Genomic DNA, 18,564 nt, shown 5'->3' with positions numbered 1-18,564 from the left:
ATTGTGGCAGGTTATGAGGGGATTCGAAAGGCGTGTGAAAAGGTGTCGGAGGGTGGAAGTAGAGTTGTGGCAGGAGGCAAGATGTATGGACAGCTGAGTGGACCGCGCAAGATTCACGATAGGGACGGGCATTCGCGTTGCGACATGCGCGCGATCCTGGACGACGATCGCGGGCGCTACCTGCTCGTTGACGGGGATACGGTCTCCTACAGCGAAGGCTCACTTGCCTTTTTGCCCCGAGCGCAGTTTACCCAGACGGGCCTTATCGCCTCCTATCTCGGTACATTCGAGGGCGTGCGCTATCTGATGGGAAATGCCGGCACGTCACGAAACGCACCCTCCATCGCGAGCTTGGGCTTCGCTCCGTTACGCGAGGTCGGCCACCTTCTTTCCGACATCGAAGCGGCGCTCGCGATGGAGGCCCTCGCTCTGGCTAACTGGCAGGTGTGCACGAAGTTCTGCTCCATGTGCGGCAAACCCACCCGCCTGCGTGAAGCGGGCTGGCACATGGAATGCGAAGAGGGTCATGCAACCTTTCCTCGGATAGATCCCGCCGTCATCATGGCCATACGAGACGGCCACGGGCGAATCCTCCTGGGCCGTAACCGGCGCTGGCGCGACGGGCGCTTCTCCACGCTCGCGGGCTTCGTGGAAGCGGGGGAGAGCGTGGAGGACGCGGTGCGTCGCGAAGTGTGGGAAGAAGCCGGAGTGCGGGTCGGCAGGCTGGAATACGTCGCTTCCCAACCGTGGCCCTATCCGCGTTCCCTCATGGTGGGCCTTCGCGGATGGACGGTCGAACTGGAGCCAAGCGCTGTGCCGGATGGCGTTGAGATTGCTCAGGCGGGTTTCTTCACCCGTGGACAGGTGCGCCAGATGTTTGCGGCTGATCCGCAGAGTATGCCAGGGCCGACGTCGTTGGCGCGGGCCCTCATGGAAGACTGGTATGGCGGGCCCTTGGAGGAAGGCGGAAAGTGAACAATATAGAGGACATGCTCGAAAACCTGGATCCGCGGCAACGGGAGGTGGCCGTCAACGTCAACGGGCCGATGGCGGTTCTTGCCGGTGCGGGCACCGGCAAGACGCGCGCAATCACGTATCGCATCGCCTACGCCGTGCGCTCGGGCCAACACAAGGCCCAGAACATCCTCGCAGTAACCTTTACTCACCGTGCAGCGAGCGAGATGCGCTCGCGGCTTCGTGACCTAGGCGTGCCCTCGGTCCAGGCCCGCACCTTCCACTCGGCGGCGCTGAGTCAGTTGCGTTATTTCTGGCCGAATGCGATCGGCGGGCGCGTGCCGGAGATTAAAGAATCTAAGGTCAACCTGGTTGCCAGCGCCGCGGCCCGGCTTGGAATGGGCGTGGATAAGGTTTCTGTCCGGGACATGGCTGCGGAGATCGAATGGTCCAAAGTTTCCCTCATTGCCCCTAGCGAATACGCCGAGGCGGCCACTTCCCAAGGCCGTCCTGAGGTCGCCGGATACTCGCATGCCGAAATTGCCGCGCTGATTCGCGCCTACGAAGAGGTCAAGGCAGAACGTGCGGTCATCGATTTTGAGGACGTCATTATCATCCTCATCGGGATTCTCCACGATCGGCCGGATATTGCCACAACCGTGCGCAAGCAGTACAAGCACTTTGTGGTGGACGAATATCAGGACGTCTCACCAATGCAGCACCGTCTCCTCCAGCTGTGGCTGGGGGACCGGCGTGACCTATGCGTCGTCGGCGACGTCTCGCAGACGATCTATTCCTTCACGGGCGCGTCCGCGCGCTACCTCGAGAACTTCAAGAAAGAGTTTCCCCGCGCCCGCACGGTCAAACTCAACCGGGATTATCGCTCCACTCCACAGGTCGTCGAACTGGCAAACGCCGTCATCGCCCCCGACCGCTCGGAGGCTGGCGTCGAACTGGTCTCGGCCCTCGCCTCGGGCCGCCCGGTTTCCTACCAGTCCTATTCCGACGATGCCGCTGAGGCGGCCAACGTCGCAGGGGCAATACTGTCCCTGCAAGCCCAGGGCATGGCACTCTCCGATATGGCCATTCTCTACCGGACCAACGCCCAGTCCCAGGAATTCGAAACCGCGCTTGCCCAGGCGGGAATTCCCTACGAGATGAAGGGCTCGGAGCGCTTCTTCCGGCGTCGGGAGGTCAAAGACGCGATGGTTGCCATCAGAGCCGTGGCGCGTGGGCCCGTCACCAGTGAGCTTCCCCAGGCTGTCGAAGAGACGCTGTTCGGCATGGGCTGGAGGCCCGATGCTCCTGCGGCGGGGGCCGCTAAGGAACGATGGGAGTCCCTCAACGCTCTGCTCAAACTCGCCCAAGACATGTGGGACAAGCGCCGAGCCAGCCTCGCCGAATTCATCGCCGAACTTGAAGAACGCGCCGAACTGGGCAACGAGCCCGTGTCAAACGCTGTCACCCTTTCGTCACTACACGCCGCGAAGGGCCTTGAATGGGGTGCAGTCTTCCTCGTCGGCATGAGCGAGGGACTCATGCCGATTTCCCATGCCAAGGGCAGCGACGCCATCGCCGAAGAACGCCGCCTTCTCTACGTGGGTATCACCCGCGCACGAGACGAGCTTTACATTTCGTATGCAGAAAACAATCGTGGCCGCGCCACCCGCAAGCTCACCCGCTTTCTCGAGGAACATTGGCCCAAGCCGCAATCGCGTACCACGCGCTCGCGGCGGGCGTCGCGGGAAGCCAAAGAGCACTGGGCCGAGGATAACCCGCACGACGTGCCGCTCTTCGAGGAGCTGCGGATGTGGCGGCTCGCCGTCGCTCAACAAACCGGTAAACCTGCCCACCTCGTTCTTCATGACGTGACCCTGCGTGAGATCGCGCAGAAGAAGCCGAAGGATTTGGGCGAGCTCGGGCGGGTCAAAGGAATCGGCACGCGCAAGCTCACCGATTATGGGATGGATATCCTCACCATCGTCAATGGAAGACCGCTGGGATACGGCCGCTAGGCTCGCCGCGGGCCCGATGAGGCCGGTCAGCCAGCCACGCCGAGCGTACCCGCGCCGGACATTACGCCGGTCATGCGGCTCCATGAGAGGCGGTGCAGCCGCATGAGGGATGAGGCTCCAGGACGAGCTGCTCCGGGACCGAGGGAGCCGGGCCCACGCGCCACATGTCCGGTGCCGGCGCGCCGTCAAACCAAGCGACGATATCTCGGGCAGCCAGGGAGATGGCCATCATCGCCGAGGTCGTCTCTGGCACGAGCGCCGTGGCGGCACACGCCTGCCTGCAGATGGTTCGCCAATGCGGATTGAGGTCCTCGCGGTGGAGCATGAGACAGCTTCCGCACGCCGTTTCGTGGGGGATGGACAGAGGGCCGACGTAAAGATCGATCTCCTCGATCCATGCCTGATAGACCGGTACCGATTCGCCCAAGAGCATGCCAACCGTGACCGGATCAGACGCGTAAGCGCCGCTGACGACGGCCAGATCCGGGCGCCTACCCGAGTCGAGCTTGCCAAAGCGGATGTGCGGCGCTTCCCGGCGCAGGAGCGTCTTGAGTGCCTGCGAGCGCGTGCGCCCCAATCCTACGGCTTTCATCGCGGGGTGATCGTTGGAGGCCACAGTCCCGATGTCATCGGTGGTGATCGTCCCGATCCCACAACGGGCGAGGGCTAGTGCAATTCCCGCGCCCAGATAGTCGACACGAGCGATATGCACGTGGCGCCCGGCGCGCTGGGGGAGGGTGTTGCGTATCCTGCGCCAGGGCTGATGATCGATGCCCACGGAAGGATTGACGAGTACGCCTGCCCGCTCGAGCATGGACAGGATGGAACGCAGACGTTCGGGCGCAATTCCCGCAACTCGCGCGCGGAGCTTGACCTCAGGCTCTTCCTGAGCACGCGTGAGCGAATCGACGAGCCCCAACTCCTCCTTACTCAGTCCATCGAGGCTGATGGCAATACGAGGATCGAGCCCGACCTGGGCCTGCCACCGGTCGGTCCAAAACACTGCCGTAGTTAACTGCATGGGGCCGACACTACCTGCGCCGGCCCCATGCCAACCCGCTTAAATCACCGTTGTGGATGAAACAAGCGCCTGTGAATGGCACGCGCTATGCTCACGCCTGTGCAGAATCCTCCGGCCCGAGTGCCTCGCCATAGCCAGGCTCGTGAGGGGCCGGGCCCTGTTCAGCGTCGTTGAAGAGGCCCTCGAGGAAGGAGTCCAACTCGGCCTCAATGTCCGCGGTCTCGCCGCCGAAGAAGGCCTCAGGTTTCTCGATCGCGTCAACGTTGGGAAGCAGATCGGGGTGGGCCCACATCGCGTCGCGCGCGTCGATGCCCTTCTTGAACTCGGCCATCGCCCAAAACGCGGCGGCCTCCCTTTGCAGACGTGGGGTGAGCTCGATTCCGAGCTGGGCCACCCACACGTGCTTGGCCGGATTGTCAGTGGCATACCGGCGGGAGAAAAGCTCATGCAACGCCACACCGTTGGGTAGATGAGGGGCGACCGCGCGGGCGGTCACCTCCGAGACCCACCCCTCGATGAGGGAAAGCAGTAGCTGAAGGCGCGCCACGGCGTCGAGCTGTTCCTCGGAAAGGTCGAGAACGAAGATGCGCGTCATGTCGATTTCGGGCATGCCGCCAGGGTTCAAGGCCATCCCGTCGCGTAGCCCGCGGGCCTGTTCTTCGATCGAGTCCATGTCGATCTCAAAGCCCGAGGCAATCTCCGCGATCGTGTCGATCAAGCGCGGGCGCAGCCACGGCACGCGTGTGTAGAGGCGGGCGGCAGCGCTTTCGCGGACGGCGACATAGAGGAGGACCTCCTCGTTAGAGATCTCCACATCATTGGCCATCTCCACGATATTCGTCGGCACGAGCACCGCCGAGGAACCTTCAAGCAAGGGCACACCGGTATCCGTTGATCCGAAGCTCTCCACGGCCAACTCCGCCAAGGCCCCACCATACTGAACGCCGAGTACCGAGCCCATCATTTTGCCCAAGAATTCCGACGGATCGCCGAGCATGCCTGCCAGCTGCGGCGGCATGTGCTCGGCCTGGCTTTGGAAGATCTCACCAAACGCGCGGGCGACGTTTGCGCCCACCGGGTCAAGAAGCTTGCGGAAGGTCGGCAGGGAATGCGCCACCCAATCCAGGCGAGACAGGGCCATGTTGGGGCCCGTCGTCGGGTCAAGGGCGGTGGCGGCATCCAGCCAAAGGGAGGCGGTGCGCAAAGAATCACGGGCCTTTTGACCCGCCTCGGCCGTCAGGCGGTCGAGGTTCTTGGCGGTAATGGTTTCGCGCGCAACGCGCTCGGCCATCTGCCAATTGACAGGGCCCTCGCCCGAGGAGCCGAGTAGCTGCTGGATCTGATTGGTCACCATCGCAAGGTTGGCCGGGTCCATCATCTGCGCCATCATCGCGTTGGGATCCTGGCCCTGCCGTTTCATCTGCTTGATGATTTCCTCGGCTGCCTGTGGCCCAAGGATCGCGCGAAGCCGCTCCTGCCAGCTATCGTCCGACCCACCCTGACCGTTATGATCGGTGTTGCTCATCTTTTCCTCCTCAGGGGTACTCGATAAGGGTAATTGCCCTCGCCCGCGCGGACAATCGCCGACGGTGCGCCGGGCGCGAAATAGCAACGGGAAATGAGGTCCCATGGATTTTCGTCGTCCTCCACGCCACATCATGGCAGGGAGTATCTTTCTGGCGCTGCTTGCGGTGGGGGCAGTGATGCCCACGTCCTACATCGTCCAGTCTGCAGGCCCAGTTTTAGATGTCACGGAAACGATGGAGGGCAAGGAGATCGTCTCCGTGACGGGCACACAGACCCACGAGTCGGATACCCACTTTCTCATGACCACCGTGACGTCGCTCGGAAACGCCGACACCGGAATTTCGGGCGCCCTCGTCGCCAGCGGACTGCTTAATCGCAGCGAGGAGGTTGTGCCGGTTCGCGCCCTGTATCCGGCGCAGGTGAGCTCCTCCGACATTGAGGAACGCAACAAGATGCTCATGACTAGCTCCCAAGACACGGCCGCGGCCGTCGCCTTCGAGGAGGCTGGCTTGGACGTGTCGATGACACTGTCGATCGCCGGTGTGCCCGACGATTCTCCGGCCGCGGGGCTGCTCAAAGAAGGAGACGTCCTGACGGGGATTGAGGTTCCCTCACTCACCTTGGCGAAAGCCGGCCCGGACGGCGTCGTACCTGTCAAGACCTTCCGCCAACTCTCCGACGTTCTCGACCTCACGCCCGCCGGGAGCGAGGTAGTCCTTCATGTCCAACGCGGGGGAGAGCCTACCGCCGTCACGACGAGGACGCGCGGCTTCGAACCGGACCCCACCGGCTGGCTCCACCCCGGCTCGGCGCTCGGAGTGTATGTCCAGGTCACGGACGTCAAACTGCCGGCGCAGGTGAGCTACGTCGTCGAAGGAATCGGAGGCCCATCGGCCGGTTCGATGTTTACGCTCGCCATCTACGACGCGATCACGCCCGGGTCCCTCGGTGGGGCATCAGTGATCGCCGGAACCGGGGCGATCGCGTGGGACGGCGAAATCGACCCTATCGGTGGAATCCGGCACAAGCTCGAGGGCGCTCGTGAGGCGGGTGCCACCGACTTCCTCGCGCCGGCCTTCAACTGCCCCGAGACCATCGGCTACGAGCCGGACGGGCTCAAGATCTGGGCCGTGCGCACGATCGGGCAGGCCGCCCAGGCGGCGTCGGCAATCGCCTCGGGAGACACCAGCGGCCTGACGCCCTGCTCGGCTCTGCCCGACGCAACCAAATAGCGGCCGCCAGCCCCGGTGTCGGCCGGGCGGGAGGTACCGGGCGGACTAGGCGAGTCCTTCCTGAGGAAACTCCGGGTCCTGGGCGAAGCCCATCTTCAACCCCTCAACCAAGCCGGGGACGAGGTTGGCCCCGGAGAGGATCTTGGCGTCGTCGTCGAACTTGCGCATCCGAATCGCGCACCAGGTCTCCCCAGAGCGAAGGACGGAGACGACGATACGAACATCCTGGCGGTCGGGATGCGCAGCGAGAACCTTTTCGGCCTCGACTGGGTCCTCAGGCAGTGCCACCTCGGTACCCGGCGGGAGGATGATGCGTTCGACGGACAGGGCAGCGCCGTCGACCTCCTCGGGCCACACGATTCGGCTCACAAGATCCTCAATCGTGTCCACCTGCGGCAGGTCTTCCTGCTCGATGGAAAACAGGGTGGTTTCATCGGTAATGGCCTCGGCCTGAACATCGGCGGGCAGCTCGGAGGCGAGCTCGGGATGCTGCGCGAGTGCGTTTTTGGCGAGCGCGAGCGCGAACAGGCGCATGGGGGCGTCCCACCCGCCGGTAGCAACGTGGCGCTCGATCTCGAGGGTGGACTTCTCAAGAGAGCGGGTCATCGGGGTCTTCGATTGTTCATTCACGCCCACATTCTTTCACATCGTGCTGGGTTCAAGCCCCCTCGCGGCGAGCTTACGTGGGCGGCTGGGCAGCCGGCGGGCAGCGGCCGGAGAGATGTGCCGCCCGCTTTGAGCGGAACCACATGGAATTCGCCTAGCCATCTGGTATACGGTTTTGGAAGATGTAACTGCCCTCGCGGCTTGACGTCGCCCGCGAAATCGGGCGCGAAGTGAGGTTTTATCTTGACCATTCCCATGGCTCCGCTTGGCAAGCCTGACAACCGCCGATCCCCGTTGGGTGGTGCCTTTATGCCCACCCTGGTGGTACTCGGCGCACTCGTGTTTGCCGTCGTCATTTTTGCTAACTTCTGGACAGAGCTTAAGTGGTTCGAACAGATCCAGGCCGCGCGCGTGTTCTGGACGCAGTACGGCGCAGCGATCGCGCTTGGCGTGATCGGCTTCCTAGTCGTCTTCGGCGTCGTCGCCGTGAACCTCCGCCTTGCCATCGGCAAGCATAAGGAAGAGGCAAGCGGCGTGGTTGCCGGAGCGAAGAACGTGCTCGGCCGCCGGTGGCTGGTGTACGGGCTCATTCCGGCCGCGGTGGGTGCTGTTTTTGGCGCGGGGCTGTCCACGTCATGGCAGACCTTCCTCCTGTGGTTTAACGGCACGCCGTTTGGCACCACGGATCCGGAGTACGGGCTCGACGTCTCCTTCTACGTCTTTGCCTTGCCGGCAATCCACGCCCTGGTGGGGTTCGTGGTCACGCTCCTAGTGATTTCCCTCGTGGTCGCTGCCGCCGCCTACTGGGCTACCGAAGGAATTTCGGCGACGCCGACGGGCATCAAGTTCTCCAAGAAGGCCCAGGCACACTTCGGAGTGCTCCTTGCACTCGGTGCCCTCGTGGTGGCGCTGAAATACTGGCTTGCGCGCTACGACCTTCTGCTTGGCAATAATCAGCGCTTCTCGGGCGCTACCTACACGGACATCAACGCTTCCAAGCCGGGTCTGACGATCCTCGCGATCGCCGTGGTCCTCGTCGCCGGACTTTTTGTGTTCGCCGCGCTACGGCGTCGTTGGAAGCCCGCGATCGTGGGTATCGCTGCCACGATCGCCACGGCTCTTGTAGTCACCATGCTCTACCCGGTTCTCATCGAGAATTTCAAGGTTCGCCCGAACGCGGCTGAACTCGAGTCCACCTACATTCAGCGCAATATTGACGCGACGCTCAAGGCGTACGACATGGCGCACGTGGAAACCCAACAGTACGATGCCCGAACCGATGTGGAGCCGGGCCAGCTGCGAAAGGACTCGGAGACCGCCGCGCAGATTCGTCTCCTCGATCCCAACATCGTTGATCCCTCGTTCAATCAGCTCCAGCAGAACCGGCAGTACTACCAGTTCAAGGAGCCGCTGACCGTCGACCGTTACAAGATCGGCAACGAAACTCGTGACACGGTGATCGCCGTGCGTGAGCTGAACCTCGATGGCCTCGATGCTGAGCGTCGATCCTGGGTCAACGACCACACCGTCTACACCCACGGCTTCGGCGTGGCGGCTGCCTACGGCAATACCATTACCTCCCGCGGCGATCCGGCCTTCTGGGAAGCCGGTATTCCGTCCAGCGGTGAGCTTGGGGCATACGAGCCGCGCGTCTACTTTGGCCAACACTCGCCGTCGTATTCGATCGTCGGGGCGCCGGAAGGGTCGGACCCGTGGGAGCTTGACTACCCGGACGACTCAGCCACCAACGGCCAGGTGATGAACACTTACACTGGCAACGGTGGCCCGAGCGTGGGGAATGCTTTCGAGCGCCTCATGTTCGCCATCCGTATGAGCTCTACCGACGTCTTCTTCTCCGATCGCGTCACCTCCAAGTCTCAGATCCTCTTCGATCGTGACCCCCACGAGCGCGTGCGCAAAGTCGCCCCCTACCTGACCCTCGACACGAAGGCCGTTCCCGCCGTCATCGACATGGACAACGATCCGGCCACTAAGAAGGATCTGGTATGGATCATCGACGGCTACACGACGTCGAACAACTACCCTTACTCTGCGCGTGAGACGCTCACCAAAGCGACAACCGACGCGACCACTCAGGCGCTGGGACTGCAGCGGCCGGAGGAAATCAACTACATCCGCAATTCCGTGAAGGCAATCGTGAACGCCTACGACGGTTCGGTGACCCTCTACCAGTGGGACGACGAGGACCCCATCATCAACGCGTGGAAGAAGATCTTCCCCGGACAGATCACTCCGTTGGCGCAGATGCCCGGCGACCTCATCGCCCATGTTCGCTACCCGGAGGATCTTTTTAAGATCCAGCGCGCATTGCTCGCCCGCTACCACGTCAAGGACGCCAAGTCCTTCTACTCCGGAGGCGACTTCTGGAACGTCCCGCTCGAGCCGACCAAGGCCGCCGGTCCGACGACGCCGAACCAGCCCCCGTACTACCTGACGCTTAAGATGCCGGGGCAGAAGGAGACGGCGTTCTCGCTGACGACCTCCTACATTCCGGGAGGGCGGACGAACCGTAACGTTATGACCGGCTTCCTTGCCGCGTCCGGCGATGCCGGCAACCAGACGGGCGTCAAGGGGGAGGGGTACGGCCGACTCAGCCTCCTTGAACTCCCGCGTGACCTGACGGTTCCGGGCCCGGGTCAGGCGGAAAACACGATGCTTGCGAACCCTAAAGTGTCGACCGATCTCAACCTTCTCCGCCAAGGAGGAACCGAGATCCTGCAGGGTAACCTGTTGTCGCTGCCGGTCGGAGATGGCTTGCTCTACGTCCAGCCGATCTACGTCCAGGCGTCCTCGGGCACGCAGTACCCGACACTTCAGTACGTTCTCACGCTCTTCGGCGACAACGTCGGATTTGCCCCCACGCTTGACGAGTCCCTCGATCAGGTCTTCGGTGGAGATTCGGGCGTGCAGGCGGGCGACGCCGGTGTCGTCGGGCAAAAGGAAGCCCCGGTTGAGGGCGGAACGGTTGACCCGAGCGTCGTCGAACCGACTCCTGCACCCAGCGGTGCCGCTACGCCGGCGCCGACGCGGAGCGCGACGCCTGCCCCGGCACCCGCCGGACCCGCGCAGGAGCGTTTGAATACGGCGTTGGCCGACGCGAAGAAGGCCATCGAGGACTCGAGCAAGGCGCTCAACTCAGGTAACTGGGCCGAGTACGGCAAGGCCCAGAATGCGCTGTCGAAGGCCATCGACGAGGCCGTGAAGGCTCAGCAGGAGCTCAGCGGCAAGTAAAGCGTGACGCATGTGGGGGCCTGGTCGGTGAGACCGGGCCCCCACACGTATGCGTTGCCACCAGCGCGGTGCGGGCGGTGTGAGGGGGCGGGCGTGTGGCGGTGAGGACTCAGGAGTGGACAAGCGGGCTGAGCCAGACACCCCACTTTTTACAAATTGGCAAAAGGTGGGAAGATTAATGAGGTATTTTCTGCAAATTGGCTGAATGATTTCTGAGAACTGGCTATCCTTGTGAGTGAAGCATTCGGACCTGATGCACAGCGACGTGCATCTGGGCTTCATCACCAAGAAATCCAGCGACAGGACTAAACATGCAAAAAACTTCATTGGCAAGAAGCGCGGCCTTCGTCGCGGGCGCCGCGCTCGTGATGAGCGGGGTGTCCACGCCCGCTTATGCCGCTAAATATGAGTATTCACCGATCGAGCAAAAGAACATGGTTGCGGTGTATACGGATTCGGTTGAGACGGGAGGGGAGAGGAGCAACGGGCCACTCGAGCTTGTCCTCGACGGGGATACGAAGACCTATTGGCACTCAGCGTGGTCCTCAGCGAAAGGTAAGGACCCGCTTCCGCATCAGCTCGTCATCGATCTGGGAAGCAAGGTGGAAAATCTCGGTCGCGTCGTTCTGACTCCCCGGCAGTCCTCGAATAGTTCGGGCCGTTTCGGCAAGTTCGCGATTTTCGTCAGTGACGATCCCTCGTGTAACGAAGCTGACACATATCCTCAGGCTATCGCGGATCTTTTCGGCGAAGTTGTGAAGGAAGTTGACATTCCTGCCCAGCCCGCCCAGGGAGCAAACAAGCCTGTGACGGTCGATTTCGATCCGGTCAGCGCGCGGTGCGTGCGCGTCGAGGTCAAGAGCGCTTGGGGCGGCAACGACTCCCCGGAGGAGGCGGCATCCCTCGCCGAGTTCCAGGCTTTCACCGCTGTGGCTAGCGATAAAGAGGAGGAAGCCACACCAGCCCAGTCCGTGGAAATTGTGGTTCCCGAGGGTGCGCCTGAAATTACTGATGGCAAGCTGACGGTTCGCACGCATCCGGCCTTCCCGCAGGTGGTCGACTATCGCCTCGGCGACAAGCAGCTTCCCGGTAAGTATGGTGAAGCGTTGACGACGATGAAGATTGATGGCCACGAGACGTCAGCAACCGTTGGTGCTCCCGTGATCTCTAGCGACAAAACGTCGGTCACGTACCCGGTGACGTTTAAGACCTCGGAGGGGACCTCATTCGACGTCGTCATGTCCGTCAAGGATCAGGTGCTGGACTACCGCATCACCAACATCGAGGACCCACGTCGTCAGATCAATCGGATCGAGATTCCTGGCCTCGACCTTGTTTCGGTGAACGCGGCCAATGATGCCGAATCCTCTTTGATCGGTGCACGTATCGATACAGATCGAGGCCGCTCAGGCGACATATTAATCTCTGCCGCTAAGTCTCCAGCTGGGCAATACACAGTATGGATGGGTGGGGCCTATGGCCACGGTCTCGCAGCCGGATTCGAGACTAACGCCATTGATGACAGAACCGCCAAGACCAACACCTCGGGTAATGACCGTTACGTTTTGGCTGTACGTGATGGAGGTGGCAGTCGAATCGCGACTGTCTCTCCCTACGAGTGGGTTTACCGTGGCGGGGCGGTCAGTAAGTACGCTCCCGAGGGCGGCATCGGCACCGAGCCCGATCCTTTCATCCAGGTCAAGATTACTGATGATGCGAATAACGACGGCGTCGTTGACTGGCAGGACTCCGCCATTGCGTCTCGCGATATCCTCCGCCACTTTATTGGCATGGAGGACACAAAGAATCGCGTGATCACCCGCATTCCGTTCAATATCGTCTCCCAGGCGACCCATCCGTTCCTGCGCACACTCGACGACACGAAGAGGGTCGCCCTTGCCACGGACAACCTCGGCCAGCAGGTCCTCCTCAAGGGCTACCAGGCCGAAGGACACGATTCCGCACAGGGAGACTACGGCAACAACTACAACGAACGAGCCGGTGGGCTGAAGGACCTCAAGACCCTCGTCGAAGAGGGCAAGGACTGGAACGCCACCTTTGGTATTCACGTGAACGCCACGGAAAGCTACTCCGAAGCAAAGTGCTTCTCTGACGGAATCAACGGCTTTACCGATGTTGCCAAGAACCCGAAGGGACAGGCTGCTCCGTGCGAGCTGAGAATGGACCCTGAACTGGCGTGGGGATGGATGAACCAGGCCTACAAGATGAACGACAAGAAAGACCTCGCAACCGGCAACGTCTTCAAGCGTCTCGACCAGTTGCGCAAGGACTTCCCCCAAGGCTCGAACCTCAACTGGCTCTACTGGGACGTCTACTACGAGAGCGGATGGCAGGCCGAAGCCTTCGCCTGGCGTATGCAGGAACGTGGTTGGCGCCTAGCCTCCGAGTGGGCGTTCTCGCTCCCGACGGCCTCGACGTGGTCGCACTGGGCAACAGACGAAAGCTATGTCAAGAAGCCTGAGAACAAGGGGCTAAACTCGGACCTCATCCGCTTCGTCCAGAACTCATACCGTGACACCTTTAACCCGAACCCCATGCTGGGCAACGCGAACGTCTATGAATACGAGGGTTGGACCGGCCACGTTGACTACAACAAGTTCCACGAGATGGTGTGGACCAAGAATCTTCCGGCGAAGTTCCTTCAGCAGTCGGACATCATGACCTGGAAGGAAGCCGTTAATGACGAACCAGGTAAAATCACCTTCAAGAACGGGACTGAAGTTACCTCGGCACAACGCACAGTTGACGGCTTCGGCATTGCCCGTGACCGCGTCATGACTTACGACGGCGCAACCGTCTACGACAAGGGCGATTACCTCTTGCCATGGAAGGACGGCGGCAAGGAACGCCTCTACTACTACAACCCCGGAGGCGAGGCCCGAACCTGGAAGCTCACGAACACGTGGGCCACTCAGCCGATCCTGAAGCTCTACGAGCTCACCGATACGGGCCGCGTGGAAGTCGGAGATATTGCTGTTGTCGATGGCTCTATCAGCCTCCCCGCGACCAAGGCGGGCACCGCCTACGTCCTGTACCCCACGAAAGCGCTTCCGCAGACCGTCGCTCCCGATTGGGGCCACGGCACGGCCTTCAAGGATCCGGGATTCTTCTCCGGCACGCTTGATGCCTACAAGACGAGCGGCAAGGTCGCCGTTGCCACCTCGGACCGCCGGAACTTCCAAGCGGAATTCGGTGAGGGTGAGGGTTCCATCTCCCAGTCGATTACCCTGCCCGCGGGTGATTACTCTGCATGGGCGTGGGTGGAAATCGAACCCGGAAAGACCCGCGAGGTGACGGTATCGGTTGCTGGCCAGGACGGCGTCGTCAAACCGGCTCAGTACCAGGCCGTCGTAGAAGGTAAACCTGCAACGACGATCAACAACTCGGGCGCCGTGAACTCGACGGCTTCCGATGAGAAGTTCCATAAGAATTTCCAGCGCGTGCCGGTACGTTTCCACACGGACGGGAAGGCTATGACCTTCTCGGTCAAGGTGGGTGCTGGTGAGGCGCGCGTCGCGGTGGATGACCTGCGCGTCGTCGCCTTCAGCGAAACTGACAAGGCTCCGACAGCGCAGACGATCGCTTTCACCAACTTCGAGAATACCGACACGGGCTACTGGCCCTTCGTCACCGGCCCGGCCAACCGTGGAGACGCACGCACGCAGCTCGCACTTCGCCACGAGCCGTACTCTCAAGCCGGCTGGTGGGGAGCAGTCGCCGCCAAGAAGCCTGCGGCCAAGAACCAGAAGTACATTGACAATGTCCTCGACGGCGACTGGTCCCTGCTTGCGCACGAAGAGACCGGTGGCCTCATCCTGCGCACCACCTCGGCGTCGGTTCCCATGAAGGCCGAGCACACGTACCGTGTTTCCTTCGACTACCAGGCAGCCTACGACGGCGACTACCAATTGCTCGTCGGTCATGACGTGGCCTCCGGCAACAGCTGGAAGCAGGCCGGCGATCAGCAATGGCCGATTCCTTCGGCGCGCGGCAAGGGATGGAGCGGAGCCGATGGTCAGTCCGGTCCGGGCACGAAGCAGTTCTCGGCCGAGTTCTTCGCCGGCGCAGACACGACCTTCATCGGCATTCTGAAGACTGGCGGAAACTATCAGGGCGACCTGACGCTCGACAACTTCCGCGTTGAGGATCTGGGTGTCATCCCGGTGACCTCGATCGACGTTACGCCTGGAAAGGCGGGCGACGCCGATACCCGCGCCTACACCGTGACCACAAAGGTAGAGACCTACAAGGACAAGCTTACCGGGGTCGAGCACAAGCTTGCCCTCCCGGAAGGCTGGAACGCCAAGCTTGCCAAGGCAGGTTCGGCTGAGGCCGTCAAGGGAGCACCGTCCGTGGCAACGTGGGACGTCACCGTGGCGAAGTCTGCCGACCCGGGCAAGCTAGTCTTCACAGGCAGCTGGAAGGTCGGAGATGCGCAGGGCACGGGATCGTCGGAGGTCACGCTGGATCCGTCGAAGGTTGAGCTTGTTAACCCAATTGGGGGCAAGGATCTTACCCTCGTCGGCCAGAGCTCCGAACAAAAGCAGGGAGAGCCGAAGCCAAACGGACCGGCCGCTGCCGCGATCGATGGAGACCCCAACACTTACTGGCACACCCAGTGGTCGCCGGACATTCCCTATCCGCACTTCATTACCCTCAAGCCGAAGGCTGCGACCGACAAGACCTGTACCTTTACGGGCCTTGAATACACCCCGCGGCAGAATCAGGCCAACGGCCGTATGAAGGGCTACGAGATCTATGTCTCGATGGATGGCAAGGTGTGGGGTAACCCGGTTGCCGAGGGCCAGTTCGCCGATGGCACCGCGCCGACCGTCGTGGAATTCCCCGCGATAGAGGGCAAGTTCGTCAAGCTGACCGGCCTGAACGCCCAGAATGGCCAAGCCTTCGGCGGTGCTGGTGAAATCCGCCTGGGCGGAACCTGTAGCGAGCAGATGGACCCGGTCCCCGGGGACGACCCGACGGGCCAGCCCGGGGATGCGCCGACTGGCAAGCCTGGGGATGACTCGACCGATCCGGCTCCCGAATCGAATGGCCAAGTCAGCCTTGATAAGGAAAGCGTTGAGCGTGGTTCTTCGCTCGCGATCACCGGATCGGGATTTGCGCCCGAGGAGAAGCTCACGGTGACCATCGATTCGGACCTCGCGACGGTCTTCGAGGGTAAAGCCGACAAGAATGGCGGCATTACCGTCACGTGGAAGGTGCCAGACGACCTCGAGCTTGGCGCACACGTGGTGCGAATCGCGGGTGAGTCCGTGGCAGAGACCGAATTCGCGGTTGTCGACACGGTAGACCCGAAGCCGGACCCGAAGCCGGATCCGAAGCCGACGGTTGATCCGAAGCCGGACCCCAAGCCGACTGCGGAAGCCAAGCCCACGGCAAGCGTCGATCGCCTGAAGGTCGAGCGAGGCTCTTCGCTCACGATTACCGGTTCAGGATTCGTGCCTGGAGAGAAACTCACGGTGACTGTCCATTCTGATCCTGTGACGGTTGCCGAAGTTAAGGCTGACGGGAAGGGCGTCATGATGGTGACGTGGACTGTTCCGAGTGACTTCGCGCTCGGCAAGCACACGGCACGGATCGTTGGCGCTAGCACGGCAGAGGCGGCCTTCGAAGTCGTCGACTCGCCGGCTGGAGATCCGCAATCTGAGCCGAACAAGCCTGCGCCGAAGCCGTCCGGGAATCCGGGACCGGAACTGCCGTTCGTTTCGGGGCTGACACTGCCGGACCAGAAGGGGTACAAGGCTCCCATCGTGGCTGAGAAGTCGGCGGAACTCTCGCATACCGGTTTCGACTCGGTCGGCCTGATCGGAGCGGGCGCAATGCTGTTCCTTGCAGGAGCGGTATTGGCGGCTCGGCGTCGAGCCTAGGACCGTATCCTGATGTAAGGGTGTTCTTCCCGGTGCTGACCGGGAAGAACACCCTTACTTGTGTCAACATACTTAGCATGCTCAGCTAGGCAGTCGTTTCAGGAGATAACCAGATCAGTTTCATCGGTTGGATGATGCGAGCCGCTTGATGGATGTTTAAATGGTGAGCAAGGGCACCGCGCCTTGCCTTGAATCTTGAATGATTCGTGAATAAGCTGTTAATTGCCGACGCGGGGTGGAGCAGCTCGGTAGCTCGCCGGGCTCATAACCCGGAGGTCGTAGGTTCAAATCCTGCCCCCGCCACTGATGAAATGGTCTCGAACTCTTCGGAGTGAGAGGCCATTTTCTTTTGCTCGTTTGCGATGACTTCTGGTCTAAATAAGTCAGTGATGTCGACGTTCAAGATGGCGGCTGCACGCGCTAGATCGGTTACGCTCCAGGCGGTCTTGCCGGCCAGCTTTCGTGACGTTGTGGGTATTGAGAGCCCAAGACCAGCTGCGAGATCAGCTTGGTTGAGGCCGCGTCGAAATAACCAAAAGCGTACTTGCTCTCCAATTAGGGTGTCGGCAGATGCCGATTCCGTAAAAACCTCATTTGCAATGCTCATGAACTAATTGTCGCATAGTGTTGCGTTTAATGCAATAAAAGCGTGCTTGGCTTTAAATACTCTCACGACCGCAGTTCGTTGCAGATCAAGTTGCGTGACATGCAAAATATTAGGGTGGAATGATGAGGGCTGTTGAGTACTGGTAAGGCGGCGGAGGCATTCGAGGACCTGATCCCCGTGGGGTAGACACCTGATATCCGACCCTGTCGGGTTGGGAAGAAAGGTAATCTACCACCATGCCCAGGTACTGTGAAGAGTTCAAACGTAATGCCGTGGCTCTTTACGAAGATTACGAGGACCTCTCTTTAAAGGCCGCGTCTGCCGAACTCGGAATCAACCGAGCCACACTGCATACTTGGCTCAAGGCCGATGGAACCGGCAAAGGCAGCCGCACCAAAGCCCTTCGCGCCCAAGCCCAAGCCGCCACCGAATCAGAGCGCATCCGTGAGCTCGAACGTGAGAATGCAAAACTGTGTGAAGAGCTCGACATTCTGCGTAAGGCTGCGAAGTATTTTGCCGAAGAGACAAGCTGATGATCCGCTTCCAGTTTGTTGATGACTACCGAACCGAACACTCGGTCAAGCGGATGTGTAGAGTCCTCAAGCTCAACCGTTCCTCCTTCTACAAGTGGGCCAACACCCGCGAAACACGCCAGAAATGCATGTATTCTGATGCTCTTGTTGGAGCCAAGATTAAGACCATCTTCGATGATGAACATGGTCTCTATGGGGCTAAACGCATCGCTGCGAGCCTAAAAGAAGATAGAGACCTTGAGCTGGTCACCCACAAGAAGGTCGCACGAATCATGAAGGCCATGGAGCTCAAAGGCTTTACTAAACGTCGCAGGTATATCACCACCAAGGGCGCATCTGGCCGCCGAGTCATGCCCGATCTGGTCAATCGTAACTTCACCGCTACTGGCCCTAATCAGGTCTATGTTGGTGATATCACCTACCTGCCGTGTAAGGCTGGTAAGAACATGTACCTGGCCACGGTCATTGATGTGTACTCACGCAAGCTTGTTGGCCATGCGCTGGCAGAGCACATGCGTACGTCTCTGGTTATCGATGTTTTGACTCACGCTAAGAACATTCGTGGCAGTCTTGATGGCGCGATCTTCCATGTGGATCATGGCAGTGTCTACACCTCACAGGCGTTTAGGGCTTATTGCTCATCGCTAGGGATTGCCCAGTCCATGGGTGCTGTGGGAACCAGTGCTGATAATGCTCTGGCAGAGTCATTTAACGCCACGCTCAAACGAGGGGTGATGCGTAACCGGAAAGTCTTTGACAATCCGTTGGTCTGCCGCCAAGAAGTCTTTCGGTGGTGCATGCGCTACAACACTCGCCGGCGGCACTCATGGTGTCACCTGCTGGCCCCTGACGTCTTTGAAACCCAAAACTCAGCTACACCGACCAAAGCAACTTAGCTATCCCCGACG

The 18,564-nt window shown here is 61.0% G+C and carries 10 protein-coding genes and 1 tRNA gene; 7 read left to right on the top strand and 4 right to left on the bottom strand.

Annotation, left to right across the window (positions count from 1 at the left end):
• The first annotated feature begins 81 nt into the window (after positions 1-81).
• Both nudC and HLG82_RS07005 read left to right on the top strand, forming a co-directional pair.
• Positions 82-975 carry an NAD(+) diphosphatase gene (nudC, locus tag HLG82_RS07010; RefSeq protein ID WP_193326150.1) on the top strand — a complete coding sequence of 298 codons (894 nt, stop codon included), beginning with the start codon at positions 82-84 and terminating at the stop codon, positions 973-975.
• The gene (locus HLG82_RS07005) at positions 972-2,969 is read left to right on the top strand and encodes an ATP-dependent DNA helicase UvrD2 (RefSeq protein ID WP_255313845.1); all 1,998 of its coding nucleotides are present in this window, start codon (positions 972-974) and stop codon (positions 2,967-2,969) included. Before nudC ends, HLG82_RS07005 begins: the two co-directional genes overlap by 4 nt.
• 70 nt (positions 2,970-3,039) lie before the next feature.
• Here the strand turns inward: HLG82_RS07005 and HLG82_RS07000 are convergent, their stop codons facing one another.
• Positions 3,040-3,990, bottom strand: coding sequence for a ubiquitin-activating E1 family protein (locus HLG82_RS07000; protein ID WP_193326149.1), 951 nt, complete (start codon positions 3,988-3,990; stop codon positions 3,040-3,042).
• 91 nt (positions 3,991-4,081) lie between these two features.
• The gene (locus HLG82_RS06995; protein ID WP_193326148.1) at positions 4,082-5,515 is read right to left on the bottom strand and encodes a zinc-dependent metalloprotease; all 1,434 of its coding nucleotides are present in this window, start codon (positions 5,513-5,515) and stop codon (positions 4,082-4,084) included.
• Positions 5,516-5,618: 103 nt separating this feature from the next.
• Here HLG82_RS06995 and HLG82_RS06990 point away from each other — a divergent pair, with 103 nt between their 5' ends.
• Entirely contained in the window at positions 5,619-6,749 is a 1,131-nt protein-coding gene (locus tag HLG82_RS06990; protein ID WP_193326147.1) for a YlbL family protein, read from the top strand.
• A gap of 45 nt (positions 6,750-6,794) precedes the next feature.
• Here HLG82_RS06990 and HLG82_RS06985 read toward each other — a convergent pair whose 3' ends face one another.
• On the bottom strand, positions 6,795-7,379 hold the full coding sequence (locus HLG82_RS06985) for a PPA1309 family protein (protein ID WP_246462381.1): 585 nt from the start codon (positions 7,377-7,379) through the stop codon (positions 6,795-6,797).
• Positions 7,380-7,598: 219 nt separating this feature from the next.
• Between HLG82_RS06985 and HLG82_RS06980 the strand changes: the two genes are divergently transcribed.
• The 3 genes from HLG82_RS06980 to HLG82_RS06970 all read left to right on the top strand — a co-directional run bounded on the left by HLG82_RS06980 (position 7,599) and on the right by HLG82_RS06970 (position 16,819).
• Positions 7,599-10,607, top strand: a complete 3,009-nt coding sequence (locus tag HLG82_RS06980; protein WP_369408114.1) for a UPF0182 family membrane protein — start codon at positions 7,599-7,601, stop codon at positions 10,605-10,607.
• Between the two features lie 311 nt (positions 10,608-10,918).
• Positions 10,919-16,516, top strand: a complete 5,598-nt coding sequence (locus HLG82_RS06975) for an endo-alpha-N-acetylgalactosaminidase family protein (RefSeq protein WP_193326146.1) — start codon at positions 10,919-10,921, stop codon at positions 16,514-16,516.
• Positions 16,517-16,745: 229 nt separating this feature from the next.
• Positions 16,746-16,819 (top strand) — tRNA-Met (locus HLG82_RS06970).
• On the opposite strand, the gene HLG82_RS10605 is transcribed toward HLG82_RS06970, so the two are convergent.
• Positions 16,779-17,123, bottom strand: coding sequence for a helix-turn-helix transcriptional regulator (locus tag HLG82_RS10605; RefSeq protein ID WP_193327756.1), 345 nt, complete (start codon positions 17,121-17,123; stop codon positions 16,779-16,781). The two genes, HLG82_RS06970 and HLG82_RS10605, sit on opposite strands and share 41 nt — an antisense overlap.
• A gap of 236 nt (positions 17,124-17,359) precedes the next feature.
• On the opposite strand from HLG82_RS10605, the gene HLG82_RS06960 reads away from it, so the two are divergent.
• Positions 17,360-18,552 (top strand): IS3 family transposase gene (locus HLG82_RS06960; RefSeq protein ID WP_193326145.1). Its coding sequence is split into 2 segments (ribosomal slippage): positions 17,360-17,639 and positions 17,639-18,552, totalling 1,194 coding nucleotides; the frame shifts between segments, so codons are not numbered across the junction.
• Positions 18,553-18,564 lie beyond the last annotated feature (12 nt).

Origin of the sequence: Trueperella pecoris, from assembly GCF_014926385.1 — a bacterium.
GTDB lineage: Bacteria > Actinomycetota > Actinomycetes > Actinomycetales > Actinomycetaceae > Trueperella > Trueperella pecoris.
Note: the sequence above shows the minus strand (reverse complement) of the source record. Positions and strands in the feature narration are given on the sequence as shown.